This window comes from Halomonas faecis (assembly GCF_010993975.1).
Lineage (GTDB): Bacteria > Pseudomonadota > Gammaproteobacteria > Pseudomonadales > Halomonadaceae > Halomonas > Halomonas faecis.
In genome coordinates, this window is sequence record NZ_JAACZO010000002.1 from 1 (window position 1) to 19,714 (window position 19,714).

At 63.8% G+C, this 19,714-nt stretch carries 20 protein-coding genes and 1 pseudogene; 10 read left to right on the forward strand and 11 right to left on the reverse strand.

What is annotated here, in order from left to right:
- The first annotated feature begins 59 nt into the window (after positions 1–59).
- The 7 genes from GFD32_RS00875 (at position 60) to GFD32_RS00905 (ending at position 3,290) form a co-directional block, all read left to right on the forward strand.
- Positions 60–401: a RidA family protein gene (locus GFD32_RS00875; protein WP_240455503.1), complete on the forward strand. Its 342-nt coding sequence runs from the start codon at positions 60–62 to the stop codon at positions 399–401.
- Positions 402–504: 103 nt separating this feature from the next.
- Complete coding sequence (locus GFD32_RS00880; protein ID WP_163574409.1) at positions 505–915, forward strand: VOC family protein; 411 nt, start codon at positions 505–507, stop codon at positions 913–915.
- 57 nt (positions 916–972) lie between these two features.
- On the forward strand, positions 973–1,137 hold the full coding sequence (locus tag GFD32_RS00885; protein WP_240455504.1) for a GNAT family protein: 165 nt from the start codon (positions 973–975) through the stop codon (positions 1,135–1,137).
- A gap of 40 nt (positions 1,138–1,177) precedes the next feature.
- Complete coding sequence (locus GFD32_RS00890; RefSeq protein ID WP_205598993.1) at positions 1,178–1,582, forward strand: hypothetical protein; 405 nt, start codon at positions 1,178–1,180, stop codon at positions 1,580–1,582.
- A gap of 167 nt (positions 1,583–1,749) precedes the next feature.
- Positions 1,750–2,010: an SdpI family protein gene (locus GFD32_RS00895; protein WP_163574411.1), complete on the forward strand. Its 261-nt coding sequence runs from the start codon at positions 1,750–1,752 to the stop codon at positions 2,008–2,010.
- A 182-nt stretch (positions 2,011–2,192) separates the two neighbouring features.
- Positions 2,193–2,582 carry a VOC family protein gene (locus GFD32_RS00900; RefSeq protein ID WP_163574413.1) on the forward strand — a complete coding sequence of 130 codons (390 nt, stop codon included), beginning with the start codon at positions 2,193–2,195 and terminating at the stop codon, positions 2,580–2,582.
- A gap of 93 nt (positions 2,583–2,675) precedes the next feature.
- Positions 2,676–3,290 (forward strand): LysE family translocator, encoded by a 615-nt coding sequence (locus GFD32_RS00905; RefSeq protein WP_163574415.1) that lies wholly within the window; start codon positions 2,676–2,678, stop codon positions 3,288–3,290.
- 69 nt (positions 3,291–3,359) lie between these two features.
- On the opposite strand, the gene GFD32_RS00910 is transcribed toward GFD32_RS00905, so the two are convergent.
- The 8 genes and pseudogenes from GFD32_RS00910 to GFD32_RS00945 form a co-directional block, all read right to left on the reverse strand.
- The gene (locus tag GFD32_RS00910; protein WP_163574417.1) at positions 3,360–5,450 is read right to left on the reverse strand and encodes a diguanylate cyclase; all 2,091 of its coding nucleotides are present in this window, start codon (positions 5,448–5,450) and stop codon (positions 3,360–3,362) included.
- A 336-nt stretch (positions 5,451–5,786) separates the two neighbouring features.
- Positions 5,787–5,957: pseudogene (locus GFD32_RS00915) on the reverse strand (hydroxymethylglutaryl-CoA lyase); the annotation flags it as partial.
- 28 nt (positions 5,958–5,985) lie between these two features.
- Complete coding sequence (locus GFD32_RS00920) at positions 5,986–6,885, reverse strand: hydroxymethylglutaryl-CoA lyase (protein WP_163574419.1); 900 nt, start codon at positions 6,883–6,885, stop codon at positions 5,986–5,988.
- A 4-nt stretch (positions 6,886–6,889) separates the two neighbouring features.
- On the reverse strand, positions 6,890–8,956 hold the full coding sequence (locus GFD32_RS00925; RefSeq protein ID WP_163574421.1) for an acetyl/propionyl/methylcrotonyl-CoA carboxylase subunit alpha: 2,067 nt from the start codon (positions 8,954–8,956) through the stop codon (positions 6,890–6,892).
- Positions 8,953–9,798 (reverse strand): enoyl-CoA hydratase/isomerase family protein, encoded by an 846-nt coding sequence (locus GFD32_RS00930; protein WP_163574423.1) that lies wholly within the window; start codon positions 9,796–9,798, stop codon positions 8,953–8,955. Before GFD32_RS00930 ends, GFD32_RS00925 begins: the two co-directional genes overlap by 4 nt.
- Positions 9,799–9,931: 133 nt before the next feature.
- Positions 9,932–11,539 carry a carboxyl transferase domain-containing protein gene (locus GFD32_RS00935; protein ID WP_163574425.1) on the reverse strand — a complete coding sequence of 536 codons (1,608 nt, stop codon included), beginning with the start codon at positions 11,537–11,539 and terminating at the stop codon, positions 9,932–9,934.
- Between the two features lie 104 nt (positions 11,540–11,643).
- Positions 11,644–12,813, reverse strand: a complete 1,170-nt coding sequence (locus GFD32_RS00940) for an isovaleryl-CoA dehydrogenase (RefSeq protein WP_163574427.1) — start codon at positions 12,811–12,813, stop codon at positions 11,644–11,646.
- 184 nt (positions 12,814–12,997) lie between these two features.
- Positions 12,998–13,939 (reverse strand): sodium-dependent bicarbonate transport family permease, encoded by a 942-nt coding sequence (locus tag GFD32_RS00945; protein ID WP_163574429.1) that lies wholly within the window; start codon positions 13,937–13,939, stop codon positions 12,998–13,000.
- 119 nt (positions 13,940–14,058) lie between these two features.
- Here GFD32_RS00945 and GFD32_RS00950 point away from each other — a divergent pair, with 119 nt between their 5' ends.
- The gene (locus tag GFD32_RS00950) at positions 14,059–15,030 is read left to right on the forward strand and encodes a LysR family transcriptional regulator (RefSeq protein WP_163574431.1); all 972 of its coding nucleotides are present in this window, start codon (positions 14,059–14,061) and stop codon (positions 15,028–15,030) included.
- 18 nt (positions 15,031–15,048) lie between these two features.
- On the opposite strand, the gene GFD32_RS00955 is transcribed toward GFD32_RS00950, so the two are convergent.
- From GFD32_RS00955 to GFD32_RS00965, 3 genes are all read right to left on the reverse strand, one after another.
- Positions 15,049–15,861 (reverse strand): substrate-binding domain-containing protein, encoded by an 813-nt coding sequence (locus GFD32_RS00955; RefSeq protein ID WP_163574433.1) that lies wholly within the window; start codon positions 15,859–15,861, stop codon positions 15,049–15,051.
- Positions 15,862–15,928: 67 nt separating this feature from the next.
- Positions 15,929–16,651: an ATP-binding cassette domain-containing protein gene (locus GFD32_RS00960; RefSeq protein WP_163574434.1), complete on the reverse strand. Its 723-nt coding sequence runs from the start codon at positions 16,649–16,651 to the stop codon at positions 15,929–15,931.
- Positions 16,648–17,352 carry an ABC transporter permease gene (locus GFD32_RS00965; RefSeq protein WP_089685218.1) on the reverse strand — a complete coding sequence of 235 codons (705 nt, stop codon included), beginning with the start codon at positions 17,350–17,352 and terminating at the stop codon, positions 16,648–16,650. The genes GFD32_RS00960 and GFD32_RS00965 overlap by 4 nt, the downstream gene beginning before the upstream one ends.
- Before the next feature lie 179 nt (positions 17,353–17,531).
- Between GFD32_RS00965 and GFD32_RS00970 the strand changes: the two genes are divergently transcribed.
- Positions 17,532–18,425 carry a helix-turn-helix transcriptional regulator gene (locus tag GFD32_RS00970; protein ID WP_163574436.1) on the forward strand — a complete coding sequence of 298 codons (894 nt, stop codon included), beginning with the start codon at positions 17,532–17,534 and terminating at the stop codon, positions 18,423–18,425.
- Between the two features lie 290 nt (positions 18,426–18,715).
- Positions 18,716–19,702, forward strand: coding sequence for a thiamine pyrophosphate-dependent dehydrogenase E1 component subunit alpha (locus GFD32_RS00975; protein WP_163574438.1), 987 nt, complete (start codon positions 18,716–18,718; stop codon positions 19,700–19,702).
- The last annotated feature ends 12 nt before the right edge of the window (positions 19,703–19,714 follow it).

Here is a 19,714-nt window from a genome sequence, read left to right on the forward strand (position 1 = left end):
TTCGTGTTCGAGACTCTGCCGAGGCTTGGCGAAGATGACGACCTCGACACGCTGCTGCCGTGGCACTGGAAAGACACTCTACCGGGCTGACTCACATCGCAACAGGTGGGGTTACTGGATCGTTTACAGAGGTCGGCCTATACCTTCTGGCGCTCATCAAAGAGGCGCTTGGAAGCTTCGAACGGGTGCAGAGTGTCGTCAAGGTTTTTGGCATGGTGAATGCCGACCCAAACTTCACTTCTCACACGGAAGTCATCAACGGCTGTTCTGACCTGCTTGTTGCAGTTCTTGGTGAGCGCGGTGAGCATGCCCGTTCCGCCATTGGTGTCGGCTCTTTGCCCAAGGGGTTTGCTGTGGAAATCGAGGCCATCGTTGAGTTCTCGGAGAATAGTGACGGCTAACCATTCCACGGAGCGGACGCTTTTCAGCGTGCTGCGCCCGCTTCCGGTCGTCACTCATGAAAGACGTTAGGCGTGATCAACTCCCCTCACCATAGAAGAGCGAATGGAAATCAAGTGCATTGCGGAGTTTGCTTCGATAACCCAAGACCCAAAGGCCAGTACGTCTCTATATCAAGATGCATTAGGGCTGCCGCTGGAGAAGATGGACGATTATCGCTTCATTGATAAATTCCCTGGGGAAAACCATTTTGGTGTATGGCCTGTTTCAATGGCAGCCCAGTCTTGTTTTGGGAAAGACAAATGGCCAGCGATTGTTCCTGTGCCTACAGCCACGATTGAGTTTGAGCTGGCGGATGGAGCGGCTGTCGAGGCGGCAGTGCTAGAAATGAAAGAGAATGGATATGAGTTCATTCACGAAGCCCGTACCGAACCGTGGGGGCAGATAGTCGCAAGGTTCATGAGCCCCGAGGGTATATTGGTGGGGCTGAGTTATTCGCCATGGCTTCATGAATGAACGCTTGGCCGCAATCTTTGTGGCACCAGATGTACAGGGAGAGGAATCGGAACGGCCTTGCTTGATGATGCCAAGAGTAGGCGAGAGAACCTGAAGCTCACTGTTTACAGAGAAGATGATTTGAGCGTTAATTTCTATGAGAAGCATGGCTTCATTTTGTTTGGCGATCAGATCGACAAGCATACTGGCCACTACGAGATCATTATGCAGTGTTGCCCTTAGTAGATCGCAGGCGTTCGTGGTTTGCGGTTGGCGGTGACTCATGAAATCGATACGCAGCCTTGGAGTTATAAGGCTCGTGGTTATGTTGATATTTAGTACTTTTACGATTAAGGGGGTTCGTGTGGCCTTTAGGAAACCTATATCTACGTTGGGCGGTTTGATGTGGTGGAGCAACATCAAGCAGGATGATCACTTCATTATGCAGGAGCACAAGGTCGGTCTTCCGGTTTGGCCTTATAAATATAGAATTTCTCTTCGTGAGAACCGAATGGAAATCGCGAACTCAAATGACAGGGAAGAAATTTTGCGTGACTGGGATTATCTGCAGAGCCACGCTGTTCCCCAGATCAATGAGAGCATAGATGTCGGTAAAACGCTGAAGGATATTGACTACGTTGGTATTGTTAAAGAAGTCGTGTCGGTCTATCGTGGTATCGGCCAATGAGGGCACGCTAGCCACATTGGTTGAATCGCCCATTTGGGTTGCCTGTTGTTAGCGTTTTTTGAAGCAATGGTGTGAGCATGGAAAACATAATTTTGGGAGTCGTCAATATTTCAGTCTCCGCTTTAACCATATTGCTTTCTATCCCGCTCGTTAGACGAAAGATTCGCATGAATGGAATCTACGGAGTCAGAACCAAATACTCATACCATTGCGATGAAGCTTGGTACGAGATCAACGCGTATGGAGGAAAGCAGTTCATTTTTTGGTCGATGATTCTCGCTTTGGTTGGGGTGGTCGCCTTTTTTGTCGAGCTTGAGGATCATCCTGCGTTGACTATGCTATTTGCATTCGCGCCGCTGGTACTCATCGTACCTGCAGTCATGAGCTGGCACTATGGAAAGAAGCTCAATGTTGTAGAGAAAAGATGATGGTCAGTTGCGGCTGGGCAGATTGTGCATTTTATTTACGGCGGCAGGTGAATGGCTGTGGTGAGAGTGTTGGGAGAATGCCCGAGATAGCGTGGCGCTACTTATATTTTTTCTTCTCTATTATATAGGTATTTACCCTGCAATATTGATGCAGTGAGAAGCTTTAGTCTAGGAGAAAGAACGTGATCGCTTTTGGAAGGATGGTCATCCTCGTCAAAGGCTATGAGGAGGCTCTTGATTTTTATGCCGGAAAGCTTGGTCTTGACGTGAAAGCCGATATCGATGCAGGGGAACGCCGTTTCGTTCACCTGACGTTTCCGGGTCAGGAAAGTGCCGGATTCTGGCTATTGAAAGCGGAAACCGAGAGGGATTTGGCCGTCGTTGGTCGGCAGGCGGGTGACCAGCCTTTTGGGGTGATCTATACGGACGATTTCGACGCGGAATACGAGCGGCTTCAAGAGGCGGGTATCGAGTTTCTGGAGCGGCCGGTCAACGGTGAGGGGGCAATTTCCGTTCACTTTTCGGACTTGTATGGGAACAAATTTGTGCTCGTGCAGGTGACGAATGCATGATCGAGTCATGCCAGTCACTACCCACGGTCGCTGAACGCGGGTGATCTTGCACCGTTGATAGCGGCGTTGGGTCTCATAGGAGAGTCACCGTTCATGTTCTCTGCCGAATTCCTGCTTACGTCATTGGTCGTCGTGCTCATTCCTGGTACCGGTGTGGTATTTACCGTTTCCACCGGTCTGATGCAGGGTCGTCGGGCAAGCCTCTACGCGTCGCTCGGATGCACACTCGGTATCGTTCCGCACCTGTTGGCCACCGTTCTGGGGCTGGCGGCCATCCTGCATACGAGCGCGGTCGCCTTTCAGGTACTCAAGTATGCCGGTGTGGCGTATCTTCTCTACCTTGCTCTCGCCACATGGCGCGACCGGAGTGCTTTCTCCGTTCAGGAGGTGCAGGGGAAGGCGGGCGCTGTTTCGTTGGTGATCAAGGCATTTCTGCTGAACATCCTCAATCCCAAGCTCACCATTTTCTTTCTGGCGTTCTTGCCGCAGTTCGTGGCGGCCGAGGCGGTGTCGCCGATGGCTCAGTTGCTGGGCTTGAGCGCCATCTTCATGGTCATGACCTTCGTCGTCTTCGTCATCTATGGGCAACTCGCCCATGCGTTCCGAGCCGTCGTCATCGAGTCCCCAAGGGTGCAGGGTTGGTTGCGACGCAGCTTCGCCGCGGCGTTCGCCGGGCTCGGTGCGCAGCTCGCTCTGTCGGAGCGGTGAGGCCATGAAGTGACCCTCTCCAACGCCGCACAGGCAATGTAGGTACTACGGCCTGGTTCTCACCCTAATCTATCCGCTCGGTGCTTTTGGCGTCAGCTCGGGCGGAACTTCGTCAGCGTCGACGATTCGATTTCGGCCCGTTTGTTTGGCTTGATAGAGCGCAATGTCGGCCGCCTTGAGCAAGCTATACACGTCGTGGCCGTGCGTAGGGTAGAGGGCTGTGCCGGCGGAAACGGTGACTTTCTCGGCCAGCCCAGGCACTTCCAGCGTCTCGATGCGGTTGCGCACCAGCTCGGCCAGGGCGCGCAGGCCTTGTGTATCGGCCTCGGGGATGATCAGGGTGAATTCCTCGCCGCCGTAGCGGCAAGCGATGTCCTCGCGGCGAACGGTGCGCCCGAGCAGTTCACCGACTTTGCTTAGTACCTTATCGCCGATATCGTGGCCGTAGCAGTCGTTGAATCGTTTGAAGTGGTCTACGTCCAGCATGACGATGCCGATCTGGCCACCATGACGTTGAACTCGGGAAATCTCGTTAGCGAGGGCCTCCTCCAGCCGCCTGCGATTGAACAAGCCGGTCAGCGAGTCCTTGATGGACTGTTGGTGCAAGCGCTCGCGGAGCCGCAGGTTGGTGACGGTGAGAGCGGCATGTTCGACGACCGTCGTCATCAGCGGCTGACGGTTGCCGAGCACCCGAGTCATGTCTTCGCCGCGCTCGGTGGCCGGGATCAATTTGATGATTCCGATCATGGCGTCTTCCGTTCGCAGCGGTATGCACAGGCTCGTTACCCCTTCGTCTTGGCAATGGCGGCAGGGGGAGTCATCGGCGTTGGGAACGTGGCGTTGGGCCTTGCCGAGTCGAAACGCCGAGCACGACGGGTCGGGTCCATCATCTCGGGAGTGGTGACAGTTATCGCCCCATTGAGCTGACAGTTGCAACTGGCCGTTTGAGTCCGCCAGGTAGGCGCGGCCGGCGTCATGTGGAAAAAGCGCCTGGCTAGTTCGGGTCACGGCAGCGAAAACCTGCTTTTCGCTGGAGCAGGACAGGAGCCGTTCGCCCATGCTGGTGAGTTCGGCGTTCTCTCGGCTGCGGTCTTCTAGGCTCCGGACCGTTTGGGCCAGTGCGGTGGTACGCTCCGCCACGCGGTGCTCCAAGTTGTGAAACTGGTCCCGGAGGCGGGCGATCATGGTGTTGATGGCCTTGGCGAGAATGCCGATCTCATCGTTGCGGTCGATGTCCGAACTCGCTGAGAGCTCGCCGTCGCCGACTCGGGTTGCGGTTTCGGCGAGCCGGCTGATCGGCGTGATAATTCGGCACAGAAAGAAGTAGGCGCCGATGAAAGTAACGATCAGGATCAGGCCGGCGATGAACAGGATTCTCGCAGTCAGTTGGTCCCCGGTACGCTGTAGCTCGTCGCGGTAGACCGAGGAGGCGATGTACCAGTCGAATTCGGGCAGATAACGGACCCAGGAAACCTTATCGTAGATGTAGTTTCCCGGATCGCTTGGCTTGTCCCACTTGTAGACGACCCGACCATCCGGAGTGTCCGCTGCCGTCATCAGTTCGCTCGAGAGCGAGCGGTTGCTGATCGGGTTCAGCAAATCACGGACGTTGGTGCCCTCGATATTCGGGTTGGGGTGGATGACCATCTCATGGTCGCCATCGAATACGAACAGGTAACCGGAATCGGCGATGCGTGTTTCGTGCAAGTGGCGGCGTAGGCGTTCGGTGAAGATGGCCTTCCGGGCCGCAACCTCTTCCTCTAGGTTGTCAACATAGTCGTTGTCCTGCTCGTATCCAGTATGGCGTATGCTCTCCAGCAGCTGTGTCGTGGCCACCCCGGCGTTGAGGTTTGGGGCCGCGATTGGCGTTTCCAGGCGATCGATGCCTGTCTCGACGAGTTGGAGTAGGTTGCGCCGTTCGTGGCGGCGAGAGCGCAAGGCGGATTCTTGCCACGCTTGGATTTCTTGATGCGCGCTGGAGGCAAGTTCGTAAACGTTGTCGAGGACGACCCTGCCGATGCTTTCCTCCTGCCGCTCGAGAAGGTTCCGAAGCCAGGGTACCGACGACAGGTAGCTGACGCCGGTGAACGCCAGTACACAGACGATAATGCCAGCATACGTCTTGAGAAAGAGCTTGGATTTTAGCACGTCATATTCCAAGGCGGGCTCATGACGGGCTGCGTTCTCTTCTATATGTTCGCGGGGCAAGCCATCGCCGCCGCAAATACCCATGCAACCAAACCGCTTTATGCAAAAAGGATCGCAGCCTCAATGCCTCGAAAGGCAGAGGTTGCCGGAGCACGGTGGCACCGGGAACTTGGCCGCAGACCATACAATCGTTGCGTGGGCTTCGTTTTGATTGAGGTCAAATGCCTATGTTGTTCTTCCGTATAGCGCCGCCGTGAACCGTGCCACGTTGCCCGGAAAACCGACGAGCTGCCATGAAGCCCCCGAGCCAGTGTACTGACTCGGGGGCTTGTCGTTTTTGCTGCGTGACTATTTGGCGGCGAGCGCCACGCCCACCTTGGAGCGGTTGGGCCGCCCGATGTTCTGGGTGATCCAGGTGCCGGTGGCGGCGAGCGTGTCGAGGTCGATGCCGGTCTCGATACCCAGGCCGTCGAGCAGGTAGACCACGTCTTCGCTGGCCACGTTGCCGGAGGCGCCCTTGTGGCTATAGAGAGTGGGCAGCCGCCGATCAGCGGCTGGCCAAGGCTACCCCCACCTTCGACCGGTTGGGCCGGCCGATGGTCTGGGTGATCCAGGTGCCGGTGGCGGCGAGCGTGTCGAGGTCGATGCCGGTCTCGATACCCAGGCCGTCGAGCAGGTAGACCACGTCTTCGCTGGCCACGTTGCCGGAGGCGCCCTTGGCATAGGGGCAGCCGCCGAGGCCGGCGACGGAGCTGTCGACCACCGCGATGCCTTCTTCCAGCACGGCGTAGAGGTTGGCGAGGGCCTGGCCGTAGGTGTCGTGGAAGTGGGCGGCGAGCTTGTCCATGGGGATGTCGCGACTCACGGCCTCGAGCATGCGCTTGGCCTTGAGCGGGGTGCCCACGCCGATGGTGTCGCCAAGCGAAACCTCGTAGCAGCCCATGTCATAGAGCGCCTTGCTCACCTCGGCGACCTTGGCCGGGGCGATCTCGCCTTCGTAGGGGCAGCCGAGCACGCAGGAGACGTAGCCGCGCACGCGCACCTTGGCCTCTCGGGCACGCTCGAGCACCGGGGCGAAGCGTTCCAGGGATTCGGCCACGGAGCAGTTGATGTTCTTCTGCGAGAAGGCCTCAGAAGCCGCGCCGAATACCGCGACTTCCTCCACGCCGCACTCCAGTGCCGCTTCCAGCCCTTTGAGGTTGGGGGTCAGCGCGGCATAGGTGACGCCGTCGCGGCGGGTGAGGCCGGTCATCACCTCGCGGTGGTCGGCCATCTGGGGTACCCACTTGGGCGAGACGAAGCTGGCCGCTTCGATGTAGCCGATGCCGGCCGCACCTAGGCGGTCGATCAGTTCCAGCTTGGTTGGCGTCTCGATCGGTTCGGGTTCGTTCTGCAGCCCGTCGCGGGGGCCGACCTCGACCAGGCGCACGCGTTTGGGAAATGTCATTGGCTTACTCCTCCGGCGCGAACTCGAGCAGCACATCCCCCTGGCCCACGGTCTCGCCGGCCTGGAAGTGGAAGCTCGCCACGTGGCCGTCGGCGGGGGCGGTCATGGTGTGCTCCATCTTCATGGCTTCCATGACCATCAGCGGCATGCCTTTCTCCACCTTCTGGCCGGCTTCCACCAGCAGGGCGACCACAGTGCCGTGCATGGGGGCGGTGAGGGTCGATTCCGCCTCGTGGTGGCCGTGGTCGATGGCGTCGATGCGCCGCCAGAACAGGCGCGTCTCGCCGCTGGGGTCGACCATGACGACGACGTTGCCGTCACGACGCGCCTGCAGGCGGCGGCGGTGGCCGTCGAGGGTGACCGCCACGGCATCGCCTTCCAGCGGTTGCAGGCTGGCGGTGAGCGTTTCGCCACGGATGGTCAGCTGCCAGCCGGTGTCGGTGCCGCGCTCGCGCCGGCCTTCCACCACCACCACGTTGTCGGAGCTCTCGTCGTCCTGCACGTGGGCGGGGTCGCACAGGGCGATGCGGATGGTGTGCGGGGCGTTGAGCCGGAAGCCGTCGTGGCGGTCCCACGGGGAGTCGCTCTCGCATTCGCGGGCCAGCTGGTTGAGGCCGACCAGCGCTGCGCCGGCATACTCTTTGATGCGATACTGGCGCGGGGCGAACAGCGTCGCCTCGTTCTTCTCGATGAAGCGGGTGTCGAGCTCGGCGCCCTGGAACGCCGGGTGGGTGGCCAGGCGCTGCAGGAAGGCGCGGTTGGTGACCACGCCCTGCACGTCCAGCGCGGCCAGGGCGCGGTTGAGGGTGGCCAGCGCCTGTTCGCGGTCGTCGCCGTGGACGATCAGCTTGGCGAGCATGGGGTCGTAGTGCATGGAGACGGCATCACCGGTTGCCACGCCGCTGTCCAGGCGTACCCGCTCGGGGTCGAGCCCGGCGCCTGCGAGGTCCATGGCGAAGCGCGTGAGCGTGCCGGTGGCGGGCAGGAAGTCCTGTTCCGGATCCTCGGCATACAGGCGTGCCTCGAAGCTGTGACCGGTGATGGTGAGTGCTTCCTGGGCCAGCGGCAGTGCCTCGCCCATGGCCACGCGCAGCTGCCACTCGACCAGGTCCTGGCCGGTGATCATCTCGGTGACGGGGTGTTCCACCTGCAGGCGGGTGTTCATCTCCATGAAGTAGAACGAGCCGTCCTGACCTTGTGAAAAGTCGAGCAGGAACTCGACGGTGCCGGCGCCCACGTAGCCGATCTCCTTGGCGGCGCGCACGGCGGCTTCGCCCATCTCGCGGCGCAGCGCTGCGGTCATGCCGGGGGCGGGGGCTTCCTCGAGCACCTTCTGGTGGCGGCGCTGCACGGAGCAGTCGCGCTCGAACAGGTAGACGCCGTTGCCGTGGCGGTCGCAGAACACCTGCACCTCGACGTGGCGAGGCTGGGTCAGGTACTTCTCGATCAGCATGCGGGTGTCGCCGAAGGCGGCCTGGGATTCGCGGCGACAGCCATCCAGTGCGGCCTGGAACTGTTCACCGCTCTCCACCACGCGCATGCCCTTGCCGCCGCCGCCGGCACTGGCCTTGAGCAGCACCGGGTAGCCGATTTCGTCGGCCTCGGCCTTGAGCAGAGCGTCGTCCTGATCGTCGCCGTGGTAGCCCGGCACCAGGGGCACGCCGGCGTTGGCCATGCGCGCCTTGGCGGCGGACTTGTCGCCCATGGCGGCAATCGCCGAGGCGGGCGGACCGACGAAGGTGATGCCGGCAGCGTCCAGCGCTTCGACGAAGGCGCCGTTCTCGGAGAGGAAGCCGTAGCCGGGGTGGATGGCGCCGGCGCCGGTGCGCTGGGCGGCTTCCACCACCGCCTCGACATCGAGGTAGCTCTCGCGCGCCGCGGCCGGGCCCAGGCGCACGGCCTCGTCGGCCTCGCGCACGTGGCGGGCGGTGGCATCGGCGTCGGAGTAGACGGCCACGGTGCGCAGGCCCATTCGGCGGGCGGTGCGCATCACCCGGCAGGCGATCTCGCCGCGGTTGGCGACCAGCAGGGTGTCGAACGGGGTGGTGCGGGTAGCGGGGGAGTGGCTCATGAGCGGCGCTCCGTGGCGGAAGTCGTGTCGTCGTCGGGGTCGGGAGTCCAGGCCGGGCGGCGCTTCTCGAAGAAGCTGGCCAGGCCCTCCTGGCCTTCGGCGCTCACGCGCAGTTCCGCGATCACCCGGCAGGTGTGCTCGCGGGTAGCCTGGCTGTCGGGCTCGCGGGCGACCTCGGCGAGCAGTCCCTTGGTGGCGCGCTGGGCCTGGGGCGAGCCGGCCAGCAGGTTATGGAGCATGGCGATCACCGCGGCATCCAGCACCTCGTGCTCGACCACCTGGTGCACCAGTCCCAGGGTCCAGGCGGTGTTGGCATCCATGACCTCGGCGGTGAGCGCGTAGCGGCGGGTCTGGCGCGAGCCCAGGGCGCGCTGCACGTAGGGGCTGATCACCGCTGGCGAGAGGCCGATCTTCACCTCGGAGAGGCAGAACCTGGCCTTCTCGGAGGCGATCACGATGTCGCAGCAGGCGGCCAGGCCCACGGCGCCGCCGAACGCCGCGCCCTGCACGCGGCACACGGTGGGGCAGGGCAGGGTGTCCAGGCCGTGCATCAGCTGGGCGAGCTTGCGCGAATCGGCCAGGTTGCCGTCGACGTCGTACTCGACCATGCGCTTCATCCAGCCGAGATCGGCCCCGGCGGAGAAGCTCTTGCCCTCGGAGCTCAGCACAACGGCGCGCACCTCGCCATGGCCGGCGGCATCGTGCAAGCGCTCGAGGTGGGCATTGAGCTCGGCGATCAGGCTGTCGTCGAAGGCGTTGTGCACCTCGGGGCGATCCAGCGTCAGCCAGGCGATGCCGCGCGCGTCGATCTCGAGTCTTGAGTAGGCGGTGTTATCTGACATCTCGGACCTCTATCGAAAAGGTTGAAGAGGGAAGAGCGGCACTCCGTGCCTGGAAGAAGGAAGAGAACTCCTGGTAAGTCGCGCTGATTCTTCCTTCTTCCCTCTTACGCCTTCCTTCTCGCGCGTAGCGCGCCTACATCCGGAACACGCCGAACCGGGTCTCTTCCACCTCGGCGTTCATGGCCGCGGCGAGCGAGAGGCCGAGCACGTCGCGGGTCTGGGCCGGGTCGATCACGCCGTCGTCCCATAGCCGCGCGCTGGCGTAGTAGGGATGGCCCTGGTGCTCGTACTGCTCGCGAGTGGGCTGCTTGAAGGCTTCTTCCTCCTCCTGGCTCCACTCGCGGCCTTCGCGCTCGTACTGCTCGCGCTTGACCTGGGCCAGCACGCCGGCGGCCTGTTCGCCACCCATGACGGAAATTCGTGCATTCGGCCACATGAACAGCAGGTTGGGGTCGTAAGCGCGGCCGCACATGCCGTAGTTGCCGGCGCCGAAGCTGCCGCCGATCAGCACGGTGAACTTGGGCACCTTGGCGCAGGCTACCGCGGTGACGAGCTTGGCGCCGTGCTTGGCGATGCCTTCGTGCTCGTACTTGGAGCCGACCATGAAGCCGGTGATGTTCTGCAGGAACACCAGCGGGATCTTGCGCTGGGCGCACAACTCGATGAAATGCGCCCCTTTCACCGCGGATTCGGAGAACAGCACGCCGTTGTTGGCGACGATGCCTACCGGATAGCCGTGGATGTGCGCGAAGCCGGTAACCAGGGTGTCGCCGTAGTAGCGCTTGAATTCGTCGAAGGCGGAGTCGTCGACGATGCGGCTGATCACCTCACGCACGTCGAACGGCTTTTTGAGGTCGGTGCCGACGATGCCGTAGAGCTCGCTGGGATCGAGCCGCGGGGGCTTGGGCGCCTGCATCTTGAGCTCGCCGCGCTTCTGCCAGTTCAGCCGCGACACGCAGGCGCGCGCCAGCTGCAAGGCGTGGGCGTCGTTCTCGGCGTAGTGGTCGGCCACGCCGCTCTTCTTGGCGTGCACGTCGGCGCCGCCCAGGTCCTCGGCGCTGATGCTCTCGCCGGTGGCGGCCTTCACCAGCGGCGGGCCGCCCAGGAAGATGGTGCCCTGCTCCTTGACGATGATCGACTCGTCGGCCATGGCCGGCACGTAGGCGCCGCCGGCAGTGCACGAGCCCATCACCACAGCGATCTGCGGGATGCCCTCGGCGGAGAGGGTGGCCTGGTTGTAGAAGATGCGCCCGAAGTGGTCGCGGTCGGGGAAGACCTCGTCCTGGCGGGGCAGGAAGGCGCCGCCGGAGTCGACCAGATAGATGCACGGCAGGCGATGCTTGCGGGCGATCTCCTGGGCGCGGATGTGCTTCTTGACCGTGAGCGGGTAGTAGGTGCCGCCCTTGACGGTGGCGTCGTTGGCGACGATCACGCACTCCACGCCCGAGACGCGGCCGATGCCGGTGACCACGCCAGCGGCGGGTACCTCGCTTTCGTAGACCTCATGGGCGGCCAGCGCCGAGAACTCGAGGAACGGCGAGCCTTCGTCGATCAGGTGGTCGATGCGGTCGCGCACGAACAGCTTGCCGCGGCTCTCGTGACGGGCGCGGGCCTTCTCGCCGCCGCCCTGGCTGATGGCGGCGGTCAGCTCGCGCAGCTTCATCACCTCGTGGCGCATCGACGCCTCGTTGGCCTGGAAGCCCTCGCTGCGCGGGTTGATTTGGGTAGTTAGCACTGCCATGAAATATCCTCTGACGAGCTTCGAGCTTCGAGCTTCGAGCTTCGAGCTTCGAGCTTCGAGCTTCGAGCTTCGAGCGGCTCGTGGCCCGAAGCCCGGAGCTGGGGTTAAGCCGATTCGTTGAAGATCTCGCGGCCGATCAGCATGCGGCGGATTTCGCTGGTGCCGGCGCCGATCTCGTAGAGCTTGGCGTCGCGCAGCAGGCGCCCGGTGGGGTACTCGTTGATGTAGCCGTTGCCGCCGAGCAGCTGGATGGCGTCCAGCGCCACCTGGGTGGCCTTCTCGGCGCAGTAGAGTATCACGCCGGCGGCGTCCTTTCGGGAGGTCCGGCCGCGGTCGCAGGCGGCAGCGACGCTGTAGAGGTAGGCGCGGCAGGCGTTCAGGGTGGTGTACATGTCGGCGATCTTGCCCTGCACCAGCTGGAACTCGCCGATGGGCTGGTCGAACTGCTTGCGCTCGTGAACGTAGGGCACCACCACGTCCAGCGCCGCCTGCATGATGCCGATGGGGCCGGCGGCGAGCACGGTGCGCTCATAGTCGAGGCCGCTCATCAGCACCTTGACGCCGCGGTTCACTTCTCCCAGCACGTTCTCGACCGGCACTTCGCAGTCTTCGAACACCAGCTCGCAGGTGTTGGAGCCGCGCATGCCCAGCTTGTCGAGCTTCTGGGCGGTGGAAAAGCCGGCCATGCCCTTCTCGATGATGAAGGCGGTGATGCCCTTGGAGCCGGCGTCCGGGTCGGTCTTGGCATAGACCACCAGCACGTCGGCGTCGGGGCCGTTGGTGATCCACATCTTGTTGCCGTTGAGCACGTAGTGGTCGCCTTCCTTGCGCGCGCGCAACTTCATGGAGACCACGTCGGAGCCGGCGCCCGGCTCGGACATGGCCAGGGCACCGACGTGCTCGCCGCTGATCAGCTTGGGCAGGTACTTGGCCTTCTGTTCCGCGTTGGCGTTGATCTTGAGCTGGTTGACGCACAGGTTGGAGTGAGCGCCGTAGGAGAGGCCCACCGAGGCGCTGGCCCGGGAGATTTCTTCCATGGCGATGCAGTGGGCCAGGTAGCCCATGCCGCTGCCGCCATCCTCGTCCGACACGGTAATGCCGAGCAGGCCCATGTCGCCGAACTTGCGCCACAGATCGTTGGGGAATTCGTTCTTCTCGTCGATCTCGGCGGCGCGCGGGGCGATCTCGTCGCGAGCGAAGGCGTTCACCTGGTCGCGCAGCATGTCCAGGGTTTCGTCGAGGCCGAAATCGAGCGGCTTGTACGGCGTTTGCATGGCGGAACTCCGTGGTGTGTCACGTCAGTGGTCGATGCCACAAGATTAGGCGAGGTTGACGTTAACGTAAAGTGCAGGTCTTCAAGGGTGCGACGAATGTCGAAGGGAAAGAAGAAAGAGGGAAGCGAGAAGAGGGAAGAGTGCGAGAGAGGCCGGCCACCCTTTGGTGGCCGGTTTGGAGCGTCTAGCCGGTCAACCACTGAGCGAGTTGGTGGTAGAGCGGGATGCCCAGGATCACGTTGAGCGGGAAGGTGAAGCCCAGCGAGGCGAGCATCGCCAGGCCGATGTTGGCATCGGGGATGGCGGTGCGCATGGCCGCCGGGGCGGCGATGTAGGAGGCGCTGGCGGCGAGCGCCGTGAGGATCAGCAGCGACCCCGCGGGCAGGCCCAGGGCCAGGCCGACTGCCAGCCCCGTGACGGCCAGCAGCGGCGGAGCCACCAGGGCGAAGGTGAGCAGACGCCAGTGGTACCAGGGAATCGGGCGCAGTGTTTCGGCGGCGGTCAGGCCCATTTGCAGCAGGAACAGGGCCAGTACGGCATGGAAGGCGCCCATGAAGAGTTCGGTGACCTTGGCACCCTCGCCGGGGCCGTACATGGCGCCGATCACCGCGCCGCCGGCGAGCAGGATCACGCCGCGGTTGGTCAATGTCTCGTGCCAGATGCCCTGCAGCGCTTCGCCGGAGCCCTTGCCGGCATGGCGCCGGTACAGGGCGATGGCGACCATGATTGCCGGCAGCTCCATCATCACCAGGTAGAGCGTGACCTCGGCGCCGATGGGCAGGCCGCGCCCTTCGGCGAACGCCAGGGCCACGGCAAAGGTGCCGGCACTCACCGAGCCGTAGTGGGCGGCGAGGCTGGCGCTGTCGGCGGCGGAAAGGCGTACCAGTCGGCGCAGCACCGGCATCAGGGCCAGCGGAATCAGCCCGCCCAGCGCGGCCACGGCAGCGAGTTCCGGTACCAGCGACCAGCTCAGGTTGCCGTAGAGCGCCATGCCGCCCTTGAGGCCGATGGTCAGCATCAGCAGCAGGCTCAGGGTGTCGTAGGCGGCCTTGGGAATGGTCAGGTCGGATTTCACCAGCCCGGCCAGCAGACCGAGCAGGAAGAACATCACCACGATATCGGGCATAGCATCGACTCGTTGCAGCATTGAAGGTGCTGCGGATTGTGCGGATGGCCGTGCATTGATACCAATAACATTCGCTCCATGCTTGAATAGACGATCATCCATACTAAGCGTGATCGCGCATGAATATCCGCCATCTGACCTTTCGTCTGTTGCAGGTCTACGTGACCGTGGTGCAAGCAGGCTCCATGAGCGAGGCGGCGCGCCAGCTGCACCTGACCCAGCCTACCGTTTCCCAGCAGCTCAAGCGGCTGACCGAAGCGGTGGGCGAACCGCTGCTGGAGGGACGTCACGGTCGGTTGATTCCCAGCGAGGCCGGCACTGAGCTCTACCGCGCCAGCCGCGAGGTGCTGGGGCGCTTCGCCGACTTCGACGATTATCTCTCGGCGCTGCGCGGCGGCGAGCGAGGGCGCTTTTCCATCGCCCTGGTCAACACCGCCCAATACGTGTTGCCGCGCTTGCTCGGGCCGTTCAGCCAGGCCCACCCGGAGGTGGACGTCACGGTGCACATCGGCAATCGTCGCCAGATGCTGACGCGCTTCGAGCGCCAGGACGACGACCTCTACGTATTCAGCCATCCGCCGTCGCTGGCCCATGCCGTGGCCGGTCGCTTCCTGCGCAACCCGCTGGTGGCGGTGGCACCGCACGGGCACCCGCTCGCGAGCCGCGAGCGGGTGGCGATGAGCGAGCTGCTGGGCGAACGCTTCCTGCTGCGCGAGCCGGGCTCGGCGACGCGCATGCTCTTCGAGAGCTGGCTGCAGGAGCAGGGGATGTCGTTGGGGGCGACTCTGCAGATGGCCAGCAACGAGGCGATCCGTGTCGGCGTGGCGTCGGGACTGGGGCTGGCCGTGCTCTCCGAGCACGTGTTGCCGCCGGAACATCCCGACCTGGTGATCCTGCCGGTGACGGGCCTGCCCATCGAGAGCCACTGGCAGTTCATCGTGCGCCGTGACCGACGCCTCCCGCACGCCGCGCTGGGCTTTCTGCGCTTTGCCGAGGGGCATCTCGGCGAGTGCGTCGAGCCGCGCTTCCTGGCCAATGAGATCGGCGATCTGCTGGTGGGGTTGGCCGCAGAAGGCGTGGCAAGGGCTTGAACGGCCCTTGCCGGCCGGTCACTTAGCGTTGGGGAAGAACAGCTGCTGCCCTTTGAGTTCGAAGTCGGCAATGGCCTGCTGGCCGTCTTCGGAGAGCAGCCATTCGTGCCACTGTTGGGCCAGGTCGTGCTCGAGGTGAGGGTGGCGTTCTTCGCTTAGCAGCAGGCTGCCGTATTGGTTGAACAGTGCCTCGTCACCTTCGAAGAGGATTTCCAGGTTCTGGCGGTTGTCGAAGGCGACCCAGGTGGCGCGGTCGGCCATCACGTAGGCGTCCATGCCGGCGGCGGTGTTGAGCGTGGGGCCCATGCCGCTGCCCAGCTCGCGATACCACTCTCCGCCGGGCTCCACACCGGCCGCTTCCCATAGGCGCCGCTCGGCGCGATTGGTGCCGCTGTCGTCGCCGCGCGAAGCAAAGGGGGCTGCGGCCTCGGCGATACGCGAGAAGGCGTCTTCGACCGTTTCGGCATCGCCGATGCCGGCGGGGTCGTCACCGGGGCCGATGACCACGAAGTCGTTGTACATCACGTTGGCGCGTTCGGTGGCGTAGCCCTCGGCGACGAACCGTTCTTCGCCGGCCGTGTCGTGAACCAGCAGGCTGTCGGCATCGCCGCGCCGGGCGATCTCGAAGGCCTGGCCGGTGCCCACGGCGACGACGCGGACCTCGATGTCGGTGGCTTCGGTGAACTGGGGAAGAATGGCGTCGAAGAGCCCCGACTGTTCGGTGGAGGTGGTGGAGGCGAGGGTAATGAACCGCTCGTCGTCCTGAGCCACGGCGCTCAGTGACCACCCCATCAGGCTTAGCGTGGCAAGTGCGAGTCCTAGTTTATGCATGTCGTCTTCCTTCTGTCGTACTCAGTGTCGTGGGAGGCGTGCCGCTCGAACGGCAGGGGCGGCCGGTCTACCAGACCAGCTCGCCTTCGATGAACGCCCTTGCGGTGGGTGACGAAGGCGTCGTGAAGAAGGTGGCGGCCGCGCTGTGCTCCACGAGACAGCCCTCGTGGAGGAGCACCACGTCGTCGGCCAGGCGCCGTGCCTGGTGAAGATCGTGGGTGGTCATCACGATGCGGGTGCCGCGCCGGTGGAAGTCCCGAACGGCCTCCTCCACCGCTCGGATCGAGGCCGGGTCCAGGGCGGCAGTCGGCTCGTCGAGAAACAGGACCTCGGGATCGAGCAGCCAGGCCCGAGCCAGCGCCAGGCGCTGCTGCTCGCCGCCGGAGAGCACCCGTGCCGGGCGTTTTTCGAGGTGCGCCAGACCAAAGTGCTCAAGTGCTTTGCGTGCTAGATTCTTTCGCGACTGCCAAGGCGTGCCATTGACGGCCAGGGCGTAGGTGAGGTTGTCCAGGGCGGAGCGTTTGAGCAGCACGGGGCGCTGGAAGACCATCGCCTGGCGTGGCGCGCCTCCTTGCCAGTGAACGCGCCCGGCGCTGGGTGTCAGCAGGCCGTGGGCGAGGCGCAGCAGCAAGCTCTTGCCGGCTCCGTTGGGGCCCATGACCAGGGTGCAGCGCTCGTCGCTCAGCGACAGGGTCAAGGGGCGGAGCAGGACCTGGCCGCGGTGAACGACGCTGGCACCCTCGAAGTGCAGCGTGGCTACGGTTGGCACCTGGTGCGACATGTCGTTCATCCCAGCCGTCTCCGCGCCGTCTCGCCCACCAGGTAGGCGCCGGCGTTGATCAGGGTGACCAGGGCCAGCAGCACGAGACCGAGCCCCAGTGCCAGCGGCAGATTGCCCTTGCTGGTTTCCAGCACGATGGCGGTGGTCATCACCCGGGTGACGCCGTCGATGTTGCCACCCACGATCATCACCGCGCCCACCTCGGCGCTGGCGCGGCCGAAGCCGGCGAGGATCACCGTCAGCAGGCCGAAGCGGGCATCCCACAGCAGGGTCGGTATACGACGCAACCGCGAAACTCCCAGCGACTGCAGCTGCTCGCGGTATTCGCCATGGAGCTCCTCCACCTGCTGACGGGTCAGCGCGGCGATGATCGGCAGGATCAGCAGTACCTGGGCCACCACCATGGCGGACGGCGTGAACAGCAGGCCGAACTGCCCGAGTGGCCCGGCTCGGGAGAGCAGCAGGTAGACGGTGAGGCCGGCCACTACCGGCGGCAGGCCCATGAAAGCGTTGAGCACGACGATGATGGCGCTGCGCCCCGGGAAGCGCCACAGCGCCAGGGCGGCGCCCAGCGGCAGGGCGACCAGGGCGGCGAGCAGTACGGCGGTGAGCGAGACCTGCAGCGACAGGGAGACGATGCCCAAGAGGGTATCGTCCAGCCCCAGAATCAGGGCGAGGGCGGTGGAGAAGGCGTTGTCGCTGGCGGTCATGGTCACCGTTTTTTCGCGTTGTTTGAGCCGCGCTCGCCGACTTTACCGGGCAAAGCCGCACAGTCGGCTTCGTCGGGGTCGTGGATGATTGTCTGCAGCATGTGCGGAAAAAGCGTTGCCTGCACGCTATGCTGAAATCCGTGCAGTCATAGACAGGCTAATGCGGAGCCGCCGGCGCCATGACCCCATCCACGACTTATGCCTACCTGACCACGACGGAAGTGGCCGACTACCTGCGATTGAAGGAGCGCAAGGTCTACGACCTGGTTCGCCAGGGACAGATTCCCTGCACCAAGGTGACCGGCAAGCTGCTCTTCCCGCGTCACAGCGTCGACCTGTGGCTGATGAACCATCTGGAGGGAGACCAGCCGAGTCAGCGGCCGGTGCCCAGGGTGCTGGCCGGCAGCCAGGATCCGCTGCTCGAGTGGGCGGTGCGTGAAAGCGGCTCGGATCTGGCCCAACTCTGTCACGGCAGCGGCGACGGCGTGCAGCGCCTGTTGGGCGGCGAGGCGATGCTGGCCGGTCTGCACCTGCTGGACCCGGCGAGCGGTCGCTACAACGTGCCCCAGGCGCTGGGGCTCGGCGGCATGCGCGACCTGGTGATCGTGCACTGGGCGGTGCGTCGTCAGGGGCTGTTGCTGGCACCGGGCAACCCTGCCGGGGTGGGCTCGCTGGCCCAACTCGCCGGCAGCGGTCTGGTGGTGGCTCACCGTCAGGCGGGAGCCGGGGCCGAGCGATTGCTGCACCACCTGCTGGCGTCGGCGGGCGTGGCACCGGAGGCGCTGACGTGGGCTGCACATCCGGCGCTCTCCGAGGACGACCTGGCGCTGGCGATTCGTCACGGCACGGCGGATGCAGGGCTCGGCGTCGAGGCTGCCGCACGGCGCCAGGGTCTGGCATTCGTGCCCCTGCACCAGGAGCGCTTCGAACTGGCCCTGCGCCGGCGCAGCTACTTCGAACCGCCCGTGCAGCGGCTGCTCGCTTTCGCCCGCGAAGCGCGCTTCGCCGAGCGGGCCGAAGCGTTGGGCGGCTACGACATCCGCGAACTGGGCGCCGTGAGGTACAACGCCTGAACGCTCGGTAGAAGAGCGCGCGTGGCCGTACGATCCGGTTGTATCGCGTTTGCGATGCGCTGGATCAACAAAGGCATCGAGAGCATGGCTTGGGTGGCTGCTGGGCACTACGCTAAGAAGACATCGAGAATGCCGAGCGGGCCATGCTCCGTACGGAATCGGCACCAAGCGCATGAGCCTGCGCCCTGAAGATCCCTCCCCTCCCTGACTATCGTTGTCCCTGGCGTCCTGCCAGGTCGACCGCATCGCTGCGCGAATGTCGTGCGGCGAGTCTCGATAGGAGCCAACCCATGCAACCGACAACCGAACAGCGCCTCTGGATGTACTGCCACATGGTGCTCAGCCGCTACCTCGAAGAGCGCATCGAGGCACTCTACATGGAAGGCAAGACGCCAGTCTTCAATATGGCCAAGGGGCCGATTCCCGGCGAGATGCACCTCTCCAATGGCCAGGAACCCTGTGCAGTGGGCGTCTGCGCGCACCTCACGCCGGATGACATCGTCACTGCCACCCATCGGCCACACCATATCGCCGTGGCCAAGGGCGTCGATCTCGATGCCATGGTCGCGGAGATATTCGGCAAGGCCACCGGGCTCTCCGGTGGGCGCGGTGGGCACATGCATCTGTTCGATGCCGCCGTGAACTTCTCCTGTTCGGGAATCATCGGCGAGGGCCTCGGGCCGGCGGTCGGTGCGGCTCTGTCCAGGAAGATGCAGGGCAAGGCGGGCGTTGCCGTGGCCTTCCTGGGCGATGGTGCGGCCAACCAGGGCGCCTTCCACGAATCGCTCAATCTTGCCGCGGTGTGGCGGCTGCCGGTGGTGTTCGTGATCGAAGACAACGGCTGGGGCATCTCGGTGCCCAAACAGGTTTCCACTGCCGTGCCGCGCAATGACCGGCGCGCCAGCGGTTACGACATACCCGGCAGGCACGTGGCCGACAACGATGTGGAGGGCGTGTTCGCCATGGCGGGCGAGGCCATCGCCCGCGCCCGCGAAGGTCAAGGGCCGAGCCTGATCGAGATCGAGACGTCGCGGCTCGCCGGCCACTTCATGGGCGATGGCGAGGACTACCGGCCCAAGGGCGAGAAGGAAAGGCTCGAACAGCGTGACCCCATTCCCCGCTATCGCCAGCAGTTGCTCGATGTCGGCGCGCTAGACGAAGCCTCGGATGCCGAACTGGTCGAGCGGGCGCAGACACGTATCGAAGCCGCCATTCGCTTTGCCCAGCAGAGCGAATTCCTGCCGCCCGAAGCGGCGCTCGAGGAAGTCTTCGCCTAACGCCAGGAGAAC

Coding starts and splice junctions, on each gene's coding strand:
- GFD32_RS00920 (WP_163574419.1), bottom strand. CDS start 6,885: ATGACATTTCCCAAACGCGTGCGCCTGGTCGAGGTCGGCCCCCGCGAC.
- GFD32_RS00960 (WP_163574434.1), bottom strand. CDS start 16,651: ATGAACGACATGTCGCACCAGGTGCCAACCGTAGCCACGCTGCACTTC.
- GFD32_RS00925 (WP_163574421.1), bottom strand. CDS start 8,956: ATGAGCCACTCCCCCGCTACCCGCACCACCCCGTTCGACACCCTGCTG.
- GFD32_RS00935 (WP_163574425.1), bottom strand. CDS start 11,539: ATGGCAGTGCTAACTACCCAAATCAACCCGCGCAGCGAGGGCTTCCAG.
- GFD32_RS00945 (WP_163574429.1), bottom strand. CDS start 13,939: ATGCCCGATATCGTGGTGATGTTCTTCCTGCTCGGTCTGCTGGCCGGG.
- GFD32_RS00975 (WP_163574438.1), top strand. CDS start 18,716: ATGCAACCGACAACCGAACAGCGCCTCTGGATGTACTGCCACATGGTG.
- GFD32_RS00965 (WP_089685218.1), bottom strand. CDS start 17,352: ATGACCGCCAGCGACAACGCCTTCTCCACCGCCCTCGCCCTGATTCTG.
- GFD32_RS00930 (WP_163574423.1), bottom strand. CDS start 9,798: ATGTCAGATAACACCGCCTACTCAAGACTCGAGATCGACGCGCGCGGC.
- GFD32_RS00905 (WP_163574415.1), top strand. CDS start 2,676: ATGTTCTCTGCCGAATTCCTGCTTACGTCATTGGTCGTCGTGCTCATT.
- GFD32_RS00890 (WP_205598993.1), top strand. CDS start 1,178: ATGAAATCGATACGCAGCCTTGGAGTTATAAGGCTCGTGGTTATGTTG.
- GFD32_RS00950 (WP_163574431.1), top strand. CDS start 14,059: ATGAATATCCGCCATCTGACCTTTCGTCTGTTGCAGGTCTACGTGACC.
- GFD32_RS00970 (WP_163574436.1), top strand. CDS start 17,532: ATGACCCCATCCACGACTTATGCCTACCTGACCACGACGGAAGTGGCC.
- GFD32_RS00955 (WP_163574433.1), bottom strand. CDS start 15,861: ATGCATAAACTAGGACTCGCACTTGCCACGCTAAGCCTGATGGGGTGG.
- GFD32_RS00940 (WP_163574427.1), bottom strand. CDS start 12,813: ATGCAAACGCCGTACAAGCCGCTCGATTTCGGCCTCGACGAAACCCTG.
- GFD32_RS00880 (WP_163574409.1), top strand. CDS start 505: ATGGAAATCAAGTGCATTGCGGAGTTTGCTTCGATAACCCAAGACCCA.
- GFD32_RS00895 (WP_163574411.1), top strand. CDS start 1,750: ATGAATGGAATCTACGGAGTCAGAACCAAATACTCATACCATTGCGAT.